This is a genomic window from Kothea flammea, assembly GCF_052161645.1.
Lineage (GTDB): Bacteria > Planctomycetota > Planctomycetia > Pirellulales > Pirellulaceae > Laterigemmans.
Window position 1 is genome coordinate 1,144,027 of record NZ_CP197414.1, and the last position, 16,199, is coordinate 1,160,225.

Annotated in this window: 15 protein-coding genes; 6 read left to right on the plus strand and 9 right to left on the minus strand. The window is 57.5% G+C overall.

Annotated features, from left to right (window positions below; all coding sequences use genetic code 11):
- Positions 1–21: 21 nt before the first annotated feature.
- From trmD to SH139x_RS04005, 5 genes are all read right to left on the minus strand, one after another.
- Positions 22–720, minus strand: coding sequence for a tRNA (guanosine(37)-N1)-methyltransferase TrmD (gene trmD / locus SH139x_RS03985; protein WP_488353993.1), 699 nt, complete (start codon positions 718–720; stop codon positions 22–24).
- Entirely contained in the window at positions 720–1,115 is a 396-nt protein-coding gene (rpsP, locus tag SH139x_RS03990) for a 30S ribosomal protein S16 (protein ID WP_488353994.1), read from the minus strand. The genes trmD and rpsP overlap by 1 nt, the downstream gene beginning before the upstream one ends.
- Before the next feature lie 87 nt (positions 1,116–1,202).
- Positions 1,203–2,678, minus strand: coding sequence for a signal recognition particle protein (ffh, locus tag SH139x_RS03995; RefSeq protein ID WP_488353995.1), 1,476 nt, complete (start codon positions 2,676–2,678; stop codon positions 1,203–1,205).
- Between the two features lie 125 nt (positions 2,679–2,803).
- The gene (locus SH139x_RS04000) at positions 2,804–3,685 is read right to left on the minus strand and encodes an inositol monophosphatase family protein (protein ID WP_488353996.1); all 882 of its coding nucleotides are present in this window, start codon (positions 3,683–3,685) and stop codon (positions 2,804–2,806) included.
- A 132-nt stretch (positions 3,686–3,817) separates the two neighbouring features.
- Positions 3,818–4,444 carry a signal peptidase II gene (locus tag SH139x_RS04005; protein ID WP_488353997.1) on the minus strand — a complete coding sequence of 209 codons (627 nt, stop codon included), beginning with the start codon at positions 4,442–4,444 and terminating at the stop codon, positions 3,818–3,820.
- 463 nt (positions 4,445–4,907) lie between these two features.
- On the opposite strand from SH139x_RS04005, the gene thrC reads away from it, so the two are divergent.
- From thrC to hisB, 6 genes are all read left to right on the plus strand, one after another.
- Entirely contained in the window at positions 4,908–6,305 is a 1,398-nt protein-coding gene (gene thrC, locus SH139x_RS04010; protein ID WP_488353998.1) for a threonine synthase, read from the plus strand.
- Positions 6,305–7,144, plus strand: a complete 840-nt coding sequence (gene dapB, locus SH139x_RS04015) for a 4-hydroxy-tetrahydrodipicolinate reductase (RefSeq protein ID WP_488353999.1) — start codon at positions 6,305–6,307, stop codon at positions 7,142–7,144. Before thrC ends, dapB begins: the two co-directional genes overlap by 1 nt.
- An 8-nt stretch (positions 7,145–7,152) precedes the next feature.
- Positions 7,153–7,515, plus strand: a complete 363-nt coding sequence (locus SH139x_RS04020; protein ID WP_488354000.1) for a hypothetical protein — start codon at positions 7,153–7,155, stop codon at positions 7,513–7,515.
- Between the two features lie 62 nt (positions 7,516–7,577).
- Positions 7,578–8,981 carry a histidinol dehydrogenase gene (gene hisD, locus SH139x_RS04025; protein WP_488354001.1) on the plus strand — a complete coding sequence of 468 codons (1,404 nt, stop codon included), beginning with the start codon at positions 7,578–7,580 and terminating at the stop codon, positions 8,979–8,981.
- A gap of 30 nt (positions 8,982–9,011) precedes the next feature.
- Positions 9,012–10,082 (plus strand): histidinol-phosphate transaminase, encoded by a 1,071-nt coding sequence (hisC, locus tag SH139x_RS04030; protein WP_488354002.1) that lies wholly within the window; start codon positions 9,012–9,014, stop codon positions 10,080–10,082.
- A gap of 108 nt (positions 10,083–10,190) precedes the next feature.
- Positions 10,191–10,778 carry an imidazoleglycerol-phosphate dehydratase HisB gene (hisB, locus tag SH139x_RS04035; protein ID WP_488354003.1) on the plus strand — a complete coding sequence of 196 codons (588 nt, stop codon included), beginning with the start codon at positions 10,191–10,193 and terminating at the stop codon, positions 10,776–10,778.
- A gap of 104 nt (positions 10,779–10,882) precedes the next feature.
- Here the strand turns inward: hisB and SH139x_RS04040 are convergent, their stop codons facing one another.
- From SH139x_RS04040 to ftsY, 4 genes are all read right to left on the minus strand, one after another.
- Positions 10,883–11,230: a P-II family nitrogen regulator gene (locus SH139x_RS04040; RefSeq protein WP_488354004.1), complete on the minus strand. Its 348-nt coding sequence runs from the start codon at positions 11,228–11,230 to the stop codon at positions 10,883–10,885.
- 243 nt (positions 11,231–11,473) lie between these two features.
- Entirely contained in the window at positions 11,474–12,919 is a 1,446-nt protein-coding gene (locus tag SH139x_RS04045; protein WP_488354005.1) for an ammonium transporter, read from the minus strand.
- 515 nt (positions 12,920–13,434) lie between these two features.
- Positions 13,435–14,826 carry a porin gene (locus tag SH139x_RS04050; RefSeq protein WP_488354006.1) on the minus strand — a complete coding sequence of 464 codons (1,392 nt, stop codon included), beginning with the start codon at positions 14,824–14,826 and terminating at the stop codon, positions 13,435–13,437.
- Between the two features lie 373 nt (positions 14,827–15,199).
- A complete protein-coding gene (ftsY, locus tag SH139x_RS04055) occupies positions 15,200–16,180 on the minus strand; it encodes a signal recognition particle-docking protein FtsY (protein WP_488354007.1) in 981 nt (326 codons plus the stop codon).
- Positions 16,181–16,199: the final 19 nt, after the last annotated feature.

Consider the following 16,199-nt stretch of genomic DNA (forward strand, 5'->3'; position numbering starts at 1 on the left):
GTGAAGAAATGATTAATTAAGTTAAGCGTTGTTTTCGTCAAGCAAATCGCTTCGTCGTTGCCGCGTTCGCAATTGACTCATTTCGGCTCGCCACTGGGCGATCCGTTGGTGGTCGCCGGAGAGCAGCACGTCGGGGACGGTGTGTCCTCGAAATTCTCTTGGTCTGGTGTATTGAGGAAATTCGAGCAAGCGATTTCCGCGGCTGAATGAATCATCAAAACTACTTTGCTCGTCGCCGAGCACGCCTGGAAGGAGTCGAACAACGGCATCGATGACGATCATGGCCGCCACTTCGCCCCCGTTGAGGACAAAATCTCCCACGCTGATCTCCTCGGGTTGGAGGATATCGATCACGCGTTGGTCAAAACCTTCGTAACGTCCGCAGAGCAACATCAGGCGAGGGGTAGTCGCCAGATCCTCCGCGAGTCGCTGGTCCAACCGGCGACCTTGAGGTGTCATGATCAGTGTTCGAGGCGGGGTGACGTCCATCGCTTGAACGGCTTCGGCGCAAGCCACCGTGGGGGCAACTTGCAGCAGCATTCCCGGTCCGCCCCCGAAGGGCCGATCGTCTACTTTGTGGTGTTTGGGGTCATCCGACCAATCACGCAAATTATGGCAATGGATCTGAACGAGCCCGCGAGTGATTGCTTTTTCCAACAAGCTTTGGCTGAGGTAGCCTGAAAAGATTGCTGGGAACAGCGTCAGGATATCAACACGCATCAGCCCTCAGCCGGGGCCTCTTCGCTGGGCTCAGCCGGCGCGGCTTCAACAGCAACCGGTTTCGCAGCGGGCGCTGGTGGAGCTGGTGTGTATCGCTTGCTGGCTTCGAGCCGTTGGATGGCTTCCTTTTGGGCTTCGAGGTGTGTCCCCGAGCTGCCGTACTTTTTGATCAGCACGGCTGCTTTGTCGGTGGGTTGCGCTCCGACGCTGAGCCAGTAATCGATACGCTCGCCGTTGAACCGACAGCGGGCGTCGGTCTCCGACAGCATGGGGTCGTAGAGGCCCAATTCCTCAATCACACGACCGTCACGCGGGGCTCGCGCATCGACGGCACAAAGTCGGAAGTAGGGACGGTGCGTGCGGCCCATTTTCTTCAGTCGGATTCTGACTGCCACGTGTTAACTCTCCTCGAACGAAACGACAACTTGATTTGCGACGAAATGTAGAACGATTAACTGTTTTCTATTTTAACTTTTTTCTGTTTAACTGTTTTTTCTTTTGCGACGGCGCAACTCGCGCTCCCGCTCTTTCTTCAGCTTAATCCGCTCGGCACTGGAAAGGCGTTTGCCGGTCGGCTTTTTGACTTTCATACCAGCCATCGATGGATCGGCCATTGCGCCGCTGGCTTGCAATTGCCGCATCATGGCCATGCGATCGCCGACACCTTGTCCGGCCATCGCCTGCATCATCGGCTTCATGGTTTCAAATTGTTTGACGAGTTGGGAGATCAGGGGTGCTTGCACCCCGGCTCCTTTGGCGATCCGCGACCTGCGGCTGGCATCAATCAGCTTGGGATTGCGTCGTTCGGCGGCCGTCATGGCGTTGATCGCACCGATCGTTTGCCGAATCCCACCGGCCGCTTCCTCGCTGTCGAGCGCCTCGCGAAACTGGCCCATGCCGGGCATCAGTCCCATCATTTTGCCCATCAAACCGGGCTTGGAAACTTTCTCCAACAGTCCTTTGAAGTCTTCCAGCGTCAATTCGCCGGAAGCCATTTTCTTTTCCAGCTCTTCGCGTTCCCGGTCGTCGACGATGCGGTGGGCTTCGCGAGCCGCCGCCACCATGTCGCCCATCTCGAGAATTCGGCTAGCCATCCCTTCCGGACGGAACGGCTCGAGCGCGTCGAAGTGCTCTCCGGTGCCGATAAATTTGATTGGCACGCCCGTAACTTGCTTCACCGACATCAGGGCCCCGCCCCGAGCATCGCCGTCCAGCTTGGTCATCACCACGCCGTCGAGCTCCAACGCCCGGTTGAACGCTCCAGCGCTGTCGACCGCGTCCTGGCCGGTCATACCGTCGACCACCAAGTAGACTTGGTCGGGTCCTAGTTTGCGATCGATGCGACCCAGTTCGGCCATCAGCTCGGCGTCAATCGCCAAACGTCCCGCCGTATCGAGGATCACCACGCGGGCGTCCTCTGCTTTGGCTTTTGCGACTCCAGCCTGACAAACTTTGACCGGATCTTTTTGCCCCCGATCGCTGTAAACCGGCACGCCCAGCTGTTCGCCGATCACGTGCAATTGGTCAATCGCCGCCGGACGCTGCAGGTCGGCTGCCACCAACAGCGGCTTGATTTTTTGTTCCAACAATAGCTGGCTGAGCTTGCCGCAGGTCGTGGTTTTTCCCGAACCCTGCAAACCGCACAACATAATGATCGTGACGCCGTCCTTTTTCAGGTGCAGCGATGGGTCGACCGGACCCAATATCTCGACCAGCTCCTCGTAAACAATCCGCACCAGCTCTTCGTGCGGACGTAAACTCAACAGTACTTTCTTGCCTAATGCCCGCTCCGTGACCTGCTGCATGAAGGACTGGATGACGGGATAACTAACGTCAGCCTCGAGCAGCGCCGTTTCCACAGCCTGCAGACCTTCGCGCATATTGCTTTCGGTGAGCTTGCCCTTACCGCGCAAGCTCTTGAAGGCCGATTGCAAGCCTTCCGAAAGCGATTCAAACATAACGATTCAGCACAGACAGAGAGAGCAAACAGGTCCAAAATTTGACAACGCAAACGCCCCCCGGACCAACGCGGGTCAGGGGGTAGCTCCGGAGTGTAAACCAAGACCAGCGTTTTTGTAAATGGCTACGACAAAAGCTCGAGAATTTGGGCGTGTAAAATACCGTTCGTGCCCACCGCCTGGGTGCCTTTTGTCGTCGCCACCCCCTGCCAGTCACTAAACAATCCCCCCGCCTCGATAATGACTGGCGCAATCGCGGCAATGTCCCAAGGGCTGACAATCGGATCGACCATCAAGTCGGCCCGGCCGGTGGCGACCAGCAAATAGCCGTAGCCATCTCCCCACGTCCGCGTGAACCAGGCTGCCTGCTGCAGCCGCTCAAAGCGATCGAGCGAGTCCACCTCGGCAAACGAATCGGCTGCCGTGGTGACAAATATGGCGCGATCCAAACGGTCGCGACTCGAGACCCGAGCTACTTGCCAATCCGCCCCACGCGACGGCCGGTACCAACATCCCAATTGCGCAGCCGCCACGGCCACTTCACCCAAAGCCGGAATCCAAATCCCCCCGGCAATCGGCCGGTCTTCATACTCCAAAGCGACCAAAGTCGAATACATCGGCACCCCGGCGACGAACGATTTGGTCCCGTCAATCGGGTCCACGACCCATCGGTAGCCGCTGGTTCCGGCAAGATCCTCGTGCTCCTCACCCAAAACTGCATCCTCAGCAAACTGCTCGCTGACCAAGCGGCGAAATTCGCTTTCCGCTTCGCGATCGGCGATCGTGACCGGACTCTCGTCCGCTTTCGCTTCGACCGCCAACGAAGCGTCACGGAAATATCGCAACGTGACTGCCGCGGTCTGCTCGCCCAAGCGAACCAGCCCCGCCAGTCGCCCGCCGTGCTGCTCTCCCCAACTGGTTGGGCCCGCCGCATTGGCCGTTTCCGCTGTCTTAGCTGTCGCGGGGTCCGCAGATGAAGGCTGTTGTGGATCAGGAGAGGTGGACATCAGGCACCGCTTGGCAAGTGGACGCTGGGAAAAAACTGAAGCTCAGGAAACTGAAGCTCAGGAAACTGAAGCTCAGGAAACTGAAGCTCAGGAAACTGAATCCGGGGAACTGAAGCCGGGGAAGATTGACGTTTAGGAAGTCGATTGGTGGGAGGCCGGGGCGGGGGAATTTTTTTCTTCGCCATTTTCTGCTTCTACAATCCCATCCTCTGGGTCGGGGAAGAACGATCGCCAAACTAACATGCTGGCACCAACCACCAATAGGCTGTCGGCAATGTTGTAATTGGGCCATTTGTAGGCGTTTCCTGCTTGCATCAAAATCCAATCTCGCACGCCACTTTTCCATTCTGGTGGCATCCCAGGCTGCCACCAGAGCCCCAAGCGATCGTAAAGGTTCCCAATAATGCCGCCGCTGACCATGGCGAGGGAAGTCAGCATCCACCAACTGCGAGCCGCGCCGAAGGCGAATAACCAAATGAGAATGCCAATTCCGGCAACCACTGAAAGTGCGGCAAACAGCGTCCCCTTACCCGCTCCCATGCCAAACACCGCGCCTATGTTAACCGCCGTCTCGACGCCAATCAGATCTTCCACTAACCACCACGGAGGCGACTCGTTGGGCAGGCCTCGCCAGCGGAAAACAGCTTGCTTTGTCCATAAATCGGCGGCGGCCCCCCCGCCAGCGACGAGCAGATAAAACCCAATTCGCCCCGGTGAAAGCCGGTTCGACGCGGCACTGGCAGGATTTTGATGCGGCATCTAGCAATCCGAGGTACTTATGAGGTGCGGGTGTGCTGGCAACGAATCTTGCAAAGTGCGGACAGCTGGCTACGAGCGGAAATCTTTGGGGCGAAAAATTTTTTGGAAGGCGGTATTTTTGACGCCTTACTTTCACCCCTTCGTTGTAGAAGCGCGGCGGGCTTTGGGTCAAGGTCGCGGAAAAATCACGAGCCGCCGGAGTGGTAGCGTAGGCGGAACAGCGTAATCGCTAAGCTCCGACTGAACAGCGGAAGCGAAAAATTCGATACAATAATTAGTTGAGTTAAACAGTTGCGTTGGAAATGAAACCGAACGACGGGTGTCGCAATTCCGATCTATGGTTAGAGAGGCCCATTGTGGTTCCTGGCCCGGCGCTGGTTGCCTGACTCAATTTGCCCACCCTATTCGCTCGCTTCATCGATTGCCCATGCTCCAGTCGACTCCATCCGCATCGAAGTCTGCCATGCACACGGACCTCGCTTTCCAACGCTGCATCAATCCGCAGTGCGCGGCCACTTACGATACGGCATCGGTTCATACCAGCTGTCCCAAGTGTGGCGACTTGATCGATATTGGCTACGACTGGGATCGCGCCTCGGTCCCGAACCGGTTGAGCGATTTTGAAGCGACGTGGAGCGAGCGTTGCAATCCGGTCCGGTTCAGTGGTGTCTGGCGATTTCACGAATTGCTGCCGTTTGCTCCCCAGGACCGCGTCGTCACGGTGGGCGAGGGGCAAACCTTGTTGCAGCAAGCCGACGCCGTCGGCGAATACGTGGGCCTCAACCCTAAACAACTCTACCTGCAATACGAGGGGATGAATCCTTCGGGTTCGTTCAAAGACAACGGGATGTGTGCCGCTTTTACCCACGCGCGGATGATGGGCGCCAAACGAGCGGCCTGCGCCAGCACGGGCAACACCAGCGCCTCGTTGGCACTTTACTGCAGCGCCACGCGATTAATGAAAGGAGTCATCTTTGTCGGCAGTGGTAAGATCTCATATGGAAAGCTGAGCCAAGCACTCGACTACGGCGCTTTGACGATTCAAATCGCCGGGGACTTTGATGATGCCATGTTGCGTGTTCGGCAGGTCGCCGACGAGCTGGGGATTTACCTCGTCAACAGCGTCAACCCATTTCGCCTGGAGGGACAAAAAACGATCATGCTGCGAGTGCTCGAGGCGCTCCGCTGGGAGATCCCCGACTGGATCGTGGTTCCCGGTGGCAACCTGGGCAACAGCAGCGCGTTTGGTAAGGCGTTCATTGAGCTCAAGCAATTAGGATTGATCGATCGAGTACCCAGGCTGGCGGTGATTAACGCCGCCGGGGCCGACACGCTGTACGAATTAGTTGCGCGGCGTGGCGTGCGTTGGAATCAAGGGCACGTTGATCTCGATCCGATTCGAGCGTACAACGATCAGATGGATCGCGAGCATTTAAAGGCCGACACGATCGCCAGCGCCATTGAAATCAATCGTCCGGTCAACCTGAAAAAGTGTTTGCGAGCTTTAGAGTTCATGGATGGCGTGGTGCGGCAAGTCAGCGACCAAGAGATCCTCGACGCCAAGGCTCGTGTGGGGGCGGGTGGATTTGGTTGCGAACCGGCTTCGGCGGCCAGCGTGGCGGGTGTTAAATTGTTGCGTCGCGAGGGGGTGATCGCGGCCAGCGACCGGGTCGTGGCGATCCTCACCGGCCATGAGCTGAAAGACCCCACTGCCACGGTGGCTTATCACACCACCGATCAAGAAATGTTCAATAACGTGTTGGGTAGCCGCGGCGTGACCACGGCCAGTTTTGCCAATCGAGCGGTCGCGGTCCCCAACGATCTCGACGATATCATCAAAGCCATTCGCCTTTATTCCTAATGCAATTATCGCTCGCAATTCATGGTGCCGCCGGACGCATGGGCCGCCGTGTCGTGGCCCTGGCCAGCACCGATTCGCGGTTCCGCATCGCCGCCGCAATCGACCATCCAGAGAGCCCCTGCCAAACTCAAGATGCTGGCACCGTGGCCGCGATCAACCCCATCGATGTGCCGATCCAAGCCGTCTGGCCAATCCAAGCCGACTCGCCGGGCCAAAACGCTGAGGTGCCGGGCCAAATCGATGTGGTAATCGACTTTTCGCTCCCAGCTGCGGTCGATCAAGTCGTTGCCACCTGCCAAGCCCGTCGCTGGCCCCTGGTGATCGCCACGACCGGACTGGAACCGGCTCAGCATCAACGGATCGAGCAAGCCGCCGAGCAGATCCCGATCGTCTGGGCACCGAGCATGAGCATGGCGGTCAATTTGGCGATGCAGCTTTCCAAGCAAGCGGGCCAAGCGTTGGCTGCGGTTCCGGGTGGTGTCGATATTGAAATTATCGAGCGGCACCATCGTTTTAAAGAGGACGCTCCCAGCGGCACGGCACTCAAGTTTGGCGAGTTGTTGGCTGAGACGGTGGACGGTCCGGTCGCGCATCAACATGGCCGCTCCGGAAAAACGGGCGCCCGCCAGCGAAATGAAATCGGCTACCACGCCCTCCGCGGCGGCGACAATCCGGGCGAGCACACGATCGTGTTCGGGATGCTGGGCGAGACGCTAGAGATTCGCGTGGCGGCTTCAAACCGTGACTGCTATGCGGCCGGCGCTTTGTCAGCCGCCGCTTGGCTCGCCTCGCAACCTGCCGGATTATATTCGATGTTCGATGTCCTTGGATTGAGCTAAGCCGATTGATGGCCCGCTGCGAAGAAGGTTACCCCTGTGACGTCTGTGGCCAAGAGGTCGAACTGCTTCGCGACAGTGAGCTGTATCTTCGCTACGTCATCGGCGAACTCGAGCCGGAACGCCTGCACACCACGCCCGAACGTCACCTCGGCTGCAATCCAGTGCTGGCTCAATTTATCGAGCATCCTGAATTCTCGCCGATCGTGGTCGCAGGCCCGCTCGGTGCCGCTCAACTGGATGCCGACTTCGTCGCCCAGCGTCGTCAGTTGATCAGCCGGGGTTTTCAGCGGTTACTCGAGATCGAGGCGATGGCGGGGGACCGTGATGTCACCGAGTACCCTTTGCCTGAAGCCATTGCCAAGTACAAATAGTGAGTGCAAGTTAACGCGCCGCCCAGCTTCCATTTAGACTGCTCAGCCCCCATCCAGACTGCATGTCAGCCGCTATGTCAGCCTCCAAGTCAGACTCTATCATCGAATCTCAACCGCTGCGGATCGCCCGCGTCGATGCTCGTTCCGAGTCGGCCACGGCGGTGCTCGAAGCGCTCCGCGAAAAACTCAGCCCACGCGGTGACATCGTCAGTCCGCGGGGCCGCCAGTTGACCGAGCGGGTTTTCGGCAGCCCGCTGACGCCCACTCAAGTTGTGGAAACGATTTGCCGCGACATTGACACCAGCGGCACCCCCGCCCTGCTCCGCTACAGCGAAGCGCTCGACCAATCCAAGCTGACGGCTGACGAGTTGCGAGTACCGGCCAGCGAATTGGCCGCCGCACATGCTGCCGCCGACCCCGCGTTGTTGGCCAGTCTACGGCGGATACGCGACAACATTGAAACCTTCCAGCGAGCCATTCGTCATGCTGAGGTATCGATCAAACCACAGCCCGGTGTCATTTTAGGACAGCGTTACGCGCCGCTGCGACGGGTGGGGGTTTGCGTGCCGGGGGGAGCCGCTGCGTATCCTTCCACCGTGCTGATGACGGTCGTGCCGGCGCAAGTCGCTGGCGTGGAGCAGATCGCCGTGGTCGCGCCGCCGACACCCTTTGGATCTTATAACCAAGTGATGCTGGCCACCTGTCATGAATTGGGTGTGACCGAAGTTTATCGGATGGGTGGCGCGCAAGCCGTGGCCGCGTTGGCTTACGGATGCGACGCGGTTCCAGCCGTTGACAAGATCGTCGGGCCTGGCAACTTGTTTGTCGCCTTGGCAAAGAAGTATGTTTACGGCACGGTCGACATCGATTCGATCGCCGGCCCCAGCGAAGTGATCGTGTTGGCCGATTCCACAGCCCGTCCTGACTATGTGGCGGCTGATCTGCTCAGCCAAGCCGAACACTCTCCCGGCTCGGCAATCTTGATCACTTGGCACGCCGACTTGATCGAAGCGGTCTATCAAGAAATGGTCAAGCAAGTGGCTCGCTTGGACCGCGGCGAGTTGACGGTCGATTCATTGGAAGCCTTCAGCGCGCTGGTGTGCGTGGAAGATGAGGGGCAAGCCGTTGAGCTGACCGATCGCTTCGCCCCCGAACACTTGCATATCCAAACCGCCCACCCGCGACAATTGGCAGCTCAAATTCGCAACGCGGGGGCCACATTTTTGGGGCACTACACACCCGTGGCGTTGGGCGATTATGCCGCCGGTCCCAGCCACGTGTTGCCCACAGGGGGAACCGCTCGCTGGGCGGCAGGTCTCTCTTGTAACGATTTCCTTCGCAGCAGCAGCTTGATTGAATTCGACGCCGAGGCGATCGCCGCGATCGCGCCCGACGTGCTGCGTTTGACCGCTGAGGAGGGGCTCACCGCGCACGGCCACAGCGTCTCGATTCGTTTGCCCGAATAACTTCAAAGCATCCCGCATTAAGATCAACAAGTGACCGTACCTCCAGCTTCCTCACCTTTTCGTCCGTCGCTCGCTCGCCTGCAGCCCTACGTCCCTGGCGAACAGCCGCAGGGTGGCAAGTTCATCAAGCTGAACACCAACGAAAATCCTTACCCGCCCGCTGCGGAAGTGTTGACCGCCATCACTCAGGCGGCGGCTGGCGGTTTGCAGCGTTACCCCGAACCGACCGCGCTGGCTTTTCGACGTCGGGCCGCGGAGGTGCTGGGAATCCCCGGACCGGATTGGATCTTGGCGGGGAACGGCAGTGACGAAATTCTCACCATGTTGGTGCGAGCATTTGTTGGCGAGGGACAATCGTTACGACTGCCCTACCCCAGTTACATCCTGTACCGCACGCTGGCTGAAATCCAAGGGGCTCATTGGCAGCAAGTTCCTTTTTCCCAGGATTGGCAACTGCCGGCCTCGTTTGCGGATGACAGCCAAGAGCCTCGGTTGGTGTTCCTGCCCAACCCGAACAGTCCCAGCGGTACAATGTTGACTCCCGAGGAAGTCTTACGTTTGGCCGAACAACTTCCCTGCCCGCTGGTGGTCGACGAAGCTTACGGTGACTTTGCCTCGGCAAACTGTTTATCGTTGGTCGAACAGTCTGACAAAATCTTAATAACCCGCACGCTCAGCAAAGCTTACGCGTTGGCCGGGCTCCGCTTTGGATTTGTGGTGGCTCAGCCGCAATTGATCGCCGAAATAGCAAAGATCAAAGATAGTTATAATTGTGATAGCCTATCGATCGCGGCGGCAACCGCGGCGATCGGCGCGCAGCAGTGGCTGACTGAGAATCGTGATAAGATTTTAGCGGGGCGACAAACGCTGGCTGAGCAACTGGCCGAGCTGGGCTTTCAAGTCACACCTTCGGAGGCCAATTTCCTCTGGTGCACGCACCCCGAAAAATCTCACCGCACTCTTTACGAAGAACTGAAGCAACGCCAAGTACTGATCCGCTACATGGAGTTTCCCGAGTGGGGTGACGGTTTGCGGATTACGGTCGGTACGCCGGCGCAAATCGATGCGCTGCTGAGCATCCTAAAAACCTTGCTCAGGTAGCCATTGTAGCTTTCACGCGGCCTCTCGCCTCGCGAGAGTCCGGGCAAACGCTGCTTTTGCGGAGCGAAAGACGACAATTATTTCAAGAACGTCCCTGGGGATCAAAAGATGACGCGCACCGCAGCGATCGACCGCAAGACGGGTGAAACCGAGATTGCTCTCAGCCTCGACCTCGATGGTCAGGGCGTGGGCCAGCGGCAGAGCGGGATCGGTTTTCTTGATCACATGCTCGACCTCTTTGCCCGCCACGGCTTGATCGATTTGACGGTTGAGGCGCGGGGCGACTTGCACGTGGACGATCATCATACCAGCGAAGATATTGGCATTTGTTTGGGCCAAGCGGTTGATCAGGCGCTAGGGGATCGCACCGGCATCCGGCGCTATGGACATTGCACGCTGCCGATGGATGAGGTTTTAGTGACGGTGGCCGTCGATTTGGGAGGGCGTTATGCCTTTGAGTACCGCGCGCCGATTGCGACCGCCAAGATTGGCAGCTTCGATAGTGAATTAGTCGAGCACTTTTGGCAATCATTCGCCGCCAATGCTCGCTGCAATTTGCATGTCCTCATGCACTACGGCAAAAACTCGCACCACATTGCCGAAGCGGTTTTCAAAGCGACCGCCCGGGCGATAAGGATGGCGGCCGAAGCCGATCCAAGGCAAACCGGCATTCCCAGCACCAAAGGTGTGTTGTGAGCCGCGGGTCTTTTTCTATCTTTATTTTTTGCCGCACATCGGGATGAGGTAAGCACCTCCGCATTAGTCAATAGGCAAACCGGAATCAGCCGAACCTCTATGGCTTAGATTGCCTCGCTGCCACGTTCGCCGGTGCGAATGCGAATGCAATCATCCATTGGCAAGACAAAGATTTTGCCGTCACCGATCTGCCCCTGCTCGCCGGTTCGCCCACCCTTGAGAATTGCTTCCACGGTCGGTTTCACAAAGTCTTCGTTGACGGCGATCTGCAATTGAATCTTGCGGAGCAAATTGACGCTGAATTGGTGCCCTCGGTAGACGCCGGTTTGGCCTTTTTGACGCCCGAAACCTTGGCAATCCATCACCGTCAGACGGACCACTTCGACTTCCGTCAAGGCTTCTTTGGCGGCTTCCAGTTTATCGGGCTGGATGATGGCGATAATCAGCTTCATGGGGAACAGATAGTTGCTAGTTGCTAGGGACCGGCGGAGTTTAGCAGGTTTTTGCTTTAGGTGTCGGGCACAAAAAAACCGCCACGGAAAGTGGAGGTTTCCCGCGGCGGCTTAACAACAACGACTTTTGACGGGAAGAAAAAACCCCGACCTGAGCGAGTGAGGCGGACACTCGCTCAGGCCATTGGGGATCCTTCTGGCCCAGGCAAGAGCCGAGAAGATCATCGTGTTGGTGACAGCGATTTAGCTGATCGAACCACCAGTGATTGCATCGGAAGGATAAGCATGCATGCCGTGCTCGGAGATATCCAAACCGGTGGTCTCTTCTTCCGCACTGACACGCAGCAGTCCAACCATCTTGAGCACGAAGAACAGTGCGAACATGGTGACGAACGCCCAAGCACAGATAACTACCGTGCCAATAATTTGCGCTCCCCACTCCTTTTCACCGAAAGCGGCACACGCAAGACAACCCCAGATACCGCAAAGTCCATGAACCGGCCACGCACCTACCGGATCGTCAATCTTCAGCTTGTCGAGCAACAGCACACCGACCAAGACTAGCACGCCAGCTACCGCTCCGATGATGACCGCGGAAGTATTTGACACAATGTCCGCGTTAGCGGTGATACCGACCAAACCACCCAGGGCTCCGTTAAGTGCCATGGTTAAGTCGGGTTTGCCAAAGACCAACCACGCAGACAGCAAGCATAGGATTGCTCCGGCAGCCGGTGCCAGCGTGGTGTTCACCGCGACTAGCATGGTGGTGTTCGCATCAGCGTCGCTGCTGAAAGCGAGCACGCTGCCGGGATTAAACCCGTACCAACCAACCCACAAAATAAAGACACCGAGTGCCGCAAAGGTAATGTTGTGACCCGGAATCGGTACGCTCTTGCCATCGGAAGAAAATCTCCCCAAGCGTGGGCCGAGCAAGATAGCACCTGCCAAGCCAGCAAATCCACCCACGGCGTGCACCACCACGCTGCCAGCAAAATCATGGAATCCCATGTCGTGCAAGAAGCCGTAACCCCATTTCCACGAGCCGCTGATCGGATAAATCAAACCTGTCAAAAACGCGCTGTAGATGAGATAAGCCCCAAACTTCATGCGACCAGCCACCGCACCCGAAACGATGGTGGCCGCCGTGGCGGCGAAAGCGACTTGGAATAAGAAATCCACTTGCGGCGAAAACGCGCTTTCACCATCCCACTCGGAGATAGCGAAAATCCTCGAAGTATCGATCCCGAAATACTCGCCTTCAACAATCTCCTCAGTGAACCCGGGATACATGAGGGCGTAACCAACGGTGAAGAAGAGCAGGACCCCGACAGAGAGGTCCATCACGTTCTTGGCCAGAATGTTGATCGTGTTCTTGGCGCTGTTCAAACCGACTTCGACCATTGCGAAACCAGCTTGCATGAATACCACCAGGACCGCACAGATGAATAACATGATGTTATCAATTGCAAACGCTAATTGAGCGTCCACCGGTCGTTCCACCGCTTCCGCCTCACTCTCTACGACAGCTTCCTCTGGCGCGGCCGTATCACCCGCGCCGGCTGTTTCCGCGACATCCGGTGTCGCCAAGTCCGCATCCTGCGCCGAAGCAACCGACGCGAGTGATAGGCCAACCCCCAACAACCCCACAAGGAGTGCCAATGTGAACCAACTACCTCGCAATACATGCATGATGAATTCTTTCCTTCGTGCAAATAGCTCGACGAATAACCGACTCGCCCGCAACGCCGCGGGGAATTCGTTGTTCGAAAAACCAAGCGCACGTGATCCTGCCTCGACACCTGCCTGGGCCAACTTCACCTCAATTTGGTGATCGTGGCGGGGGCACGTCAAACGCTCGTTCGTTCCCAACCGGTGAAGCACTCGCCGCGCCAGTGTTGCCAGTGGCGGCTCACTTTTGTTCTCTAAGTCATTGCTAGATATTGACTTAAAAAAAATGCTTTGCCGCCCAGTGAGCTGCCGTCAAGGCTGGGGAATAGGCTGTCGTGCTCAAGAGTTAGGCAAGTCAGACGGGCGGCTGCTTAAGCAGTTAGCAGGATCAGGGCCGGTGTTGTGGCTAGCGTGGAACGAAAAAACGCCGCCCAAAGCTGTTAAGCTCTGGACGGCGTTTTGGTTCACAATAGCCCTACCGACCCCGCCTGGCGAACTATTCGTCTCGGATCTCTTCCAAGTACTTACAACAAGAACTAGAAGAGGATGATCGTATCGAGCCCGAAGGTCGTTTGCGAAGGATCGTTCTGCTCGTTGATGGTTACTCCAACCGCATTTAGCGTAGCACGATCTTCCTTCACCCAGTCCCAGCGGACTTCGGGACGGATGATCACGTTGGCGTGCGGACGATAGTTGAGTCCCATGGTCAGAGCGTAGATGTCGCTATTTCCAGTCCGGCCAGCACCACCTAGCCCGATCAACGCAACGCTATCCTCATTAATGTTCCACCATTCCGCACGCGCACCAACGGCAAGACGCTCACTCAGGGTGTAGAACAAGTACTGGTTGATACCGAAGGTCTCACGGGCAGTAGCACCACCCGCACCTTCCGAATCGAGATAATCGCTTTGGAAGACGTACCGCAAGCTGTCGCTCAATCCAGCATCGATAACAATGCTGTGCTGATAGCCACGCTCAGGACCACCAACAGCGTTCTCGTTGAAGCGGCCCATCACGGTCGTGTAAGTGAACTGGACATCATCCAACAATGCCAAGGACATCCCGCCGAGGAACGAGTCGCCGTTATCTTCAAACCCACTGTCCCAGCCTAAAACGTAACCACCGAACAAACTAACGTCATCGCTAGCGTTGTAGGTAGCCAGCGCACCGGTGTGGGTGAACGGCTCGCTGTTGTACATCGTGTAGGCGTGGCTGTAGAAGAAGTTATCCGGGGCGGTAACGACCTCAAAACCAATGATGGTGAAGAAGTGACCGACTTTCACCGACCAATCTCCGTAACCTGCTTCGACATAGGCTTGGGGAATCGCGTGGCCGTAAATGCCGTTATCCCACTGAGTATCCCAGTGGCCATTATCGATTCCGAAAGCTTGCGTGTCCTGGGCATCGACACCGTAGACGTAATCAAAACGTCCGCCGATGTCGAAACCGCTAGAGGTGTCGATGGCTTTTTCGGCATATAACCAACCCTGGTGCAGATTCACCCGGTCGGCGTGCTGGTTGAAGCGGAAACCGCCATCTTGGCTATGGTAGCCGAATTGTGTCCAACCACCGACGGAGATTCCGTTGTACTCGCCGAACAGCGAGTAGGGATCGCCGAGGGGACCACTGCCTCCCAAGCCCGCCAAGCCTGCACCGAGGCCCAGCCCCAGCCCGCCACCGAACATGCTGTCGCAGCCGGTGTCGCAAGCAACCGGGCAGTCGCAAGCCGTCTCGCAACCGCAACCTGGGTCGGCAACGACTTCGCAACCACACACTGGCTCGCCGCAATCACAGCTGGGGGTCGCCCAAGAGACTTGGCTGACCGGTGACTGGTTTGCTGCGTAAGTTCCGTTTTGCTGAGCCTGGGCGATACCGGAGGTCATTCCGATTGCCGCCGCTGCCAGCCATGCAATTTTGCTGACTTTCATTTGTTTCCTATCCAATCCCTGGGGTCGGTAGATCCGCACAAGCTGTCGGATCGGTCAACCGATCAAAAACGCTCCTTTTCGATCGAACCAGAGTCTGCTATCGACTCTGCGGCTAGCGGAAATTCAATCCAGGAGCGGAAAGAACCCATAGGAATATGCGAGAAAACACCCAAGCCTGGTAAGCTTTGCCGGTCAGCGAAAGAGTGCCGGCAGCCGCTTGTCAAACCGACTACCCCAATGTCACAGCGACGGTCCCCAGAGGGAAGCCCGTTAAGCCGAATTGTCGGGACTAGCTGACTGTGCGAAAGTCGACTGTGCGAAAGTTTGCTCAGCGAAAGTGGACTTAGCGAAAGTGGACTTAGCGAAAGTGTACTTAGCGAAATAATGCCTGGCTGAAGCTCTCGGCATCGAAGGGGGCCAAGTCATCGAGTCCTTCTCCCAACCCGACAAACTTCACCGGCAGCTCAAACTGCTTGCGGATCGGGATCACGACCCCGCCCTTGGCGGAGCCATCGAGTTTGGCCAACACGATTCCGGTGCAACCGGCAACTTCGCTAAAGCCGCGAGCTTGACTGATTGCGTTTTGTCCAGCCGTGGCGTCGAGCACCAATAAGACTTCATGCGGCGCGGAGGGAATCGGTTTGCCGATCACGCGGCGAATCTTATCGAGTTGTTGCATCAAGTGCTTTTGCGTCTGCAGACGTCCCGCAGTGTCGATCACGGCCACGTCAAATCCTTCGTCGGCAGCCTTTTGCGCGGTGGCAAAAGCGACGCTGGCGGGATCCGCGCCGGTCGCTCCGGTGACGATGTCGCAGCCAATTCGCCCCGCCCAGACTGTCAGCTGCTCGACCGCTGCCGCCCGAAAGGTGTCCCCTGCCCCGAGCACCACGCGGCGGCCCTCGCTGTGCAACCGCTGGGTCAGCTTGGCGATCGAAGTCGTCTTACCGCTGCCGTTGACCCCTACTACGAGAATTACCGTAGGACCGCTTTCAGCCCACTCGATGTCTCCGTTATCTTGCCGCAACATTTCGAAAATCTCCAAGCGGATCTTTTCCAAAATGTCTTCCACCTCGACGACCCGGCCGCGATACTCCTTGCCGATCGCGTCGCGGATGGTGGTGGCCGATTCGACCCCCATGTCGGTGCGCACCAGGCGGGCAAAAATCTCGCCCAGCAATGCCTCTTCAACGAGTTGCCCACCTCCTTTGAACAAATCGCGGACGTCGGTGCTGAGCACGCGATTGGTTTTTTCCAAACCTCGACGCAGGCGAGCGAACAAGCCACCAGCGGCGGAACCCTCCGCTTGCGGGTTAGAATCGTCCTTTTCCTGTTTACCACTGCGCCAAAATGCCATCTGATTCTCGGACCCTGAG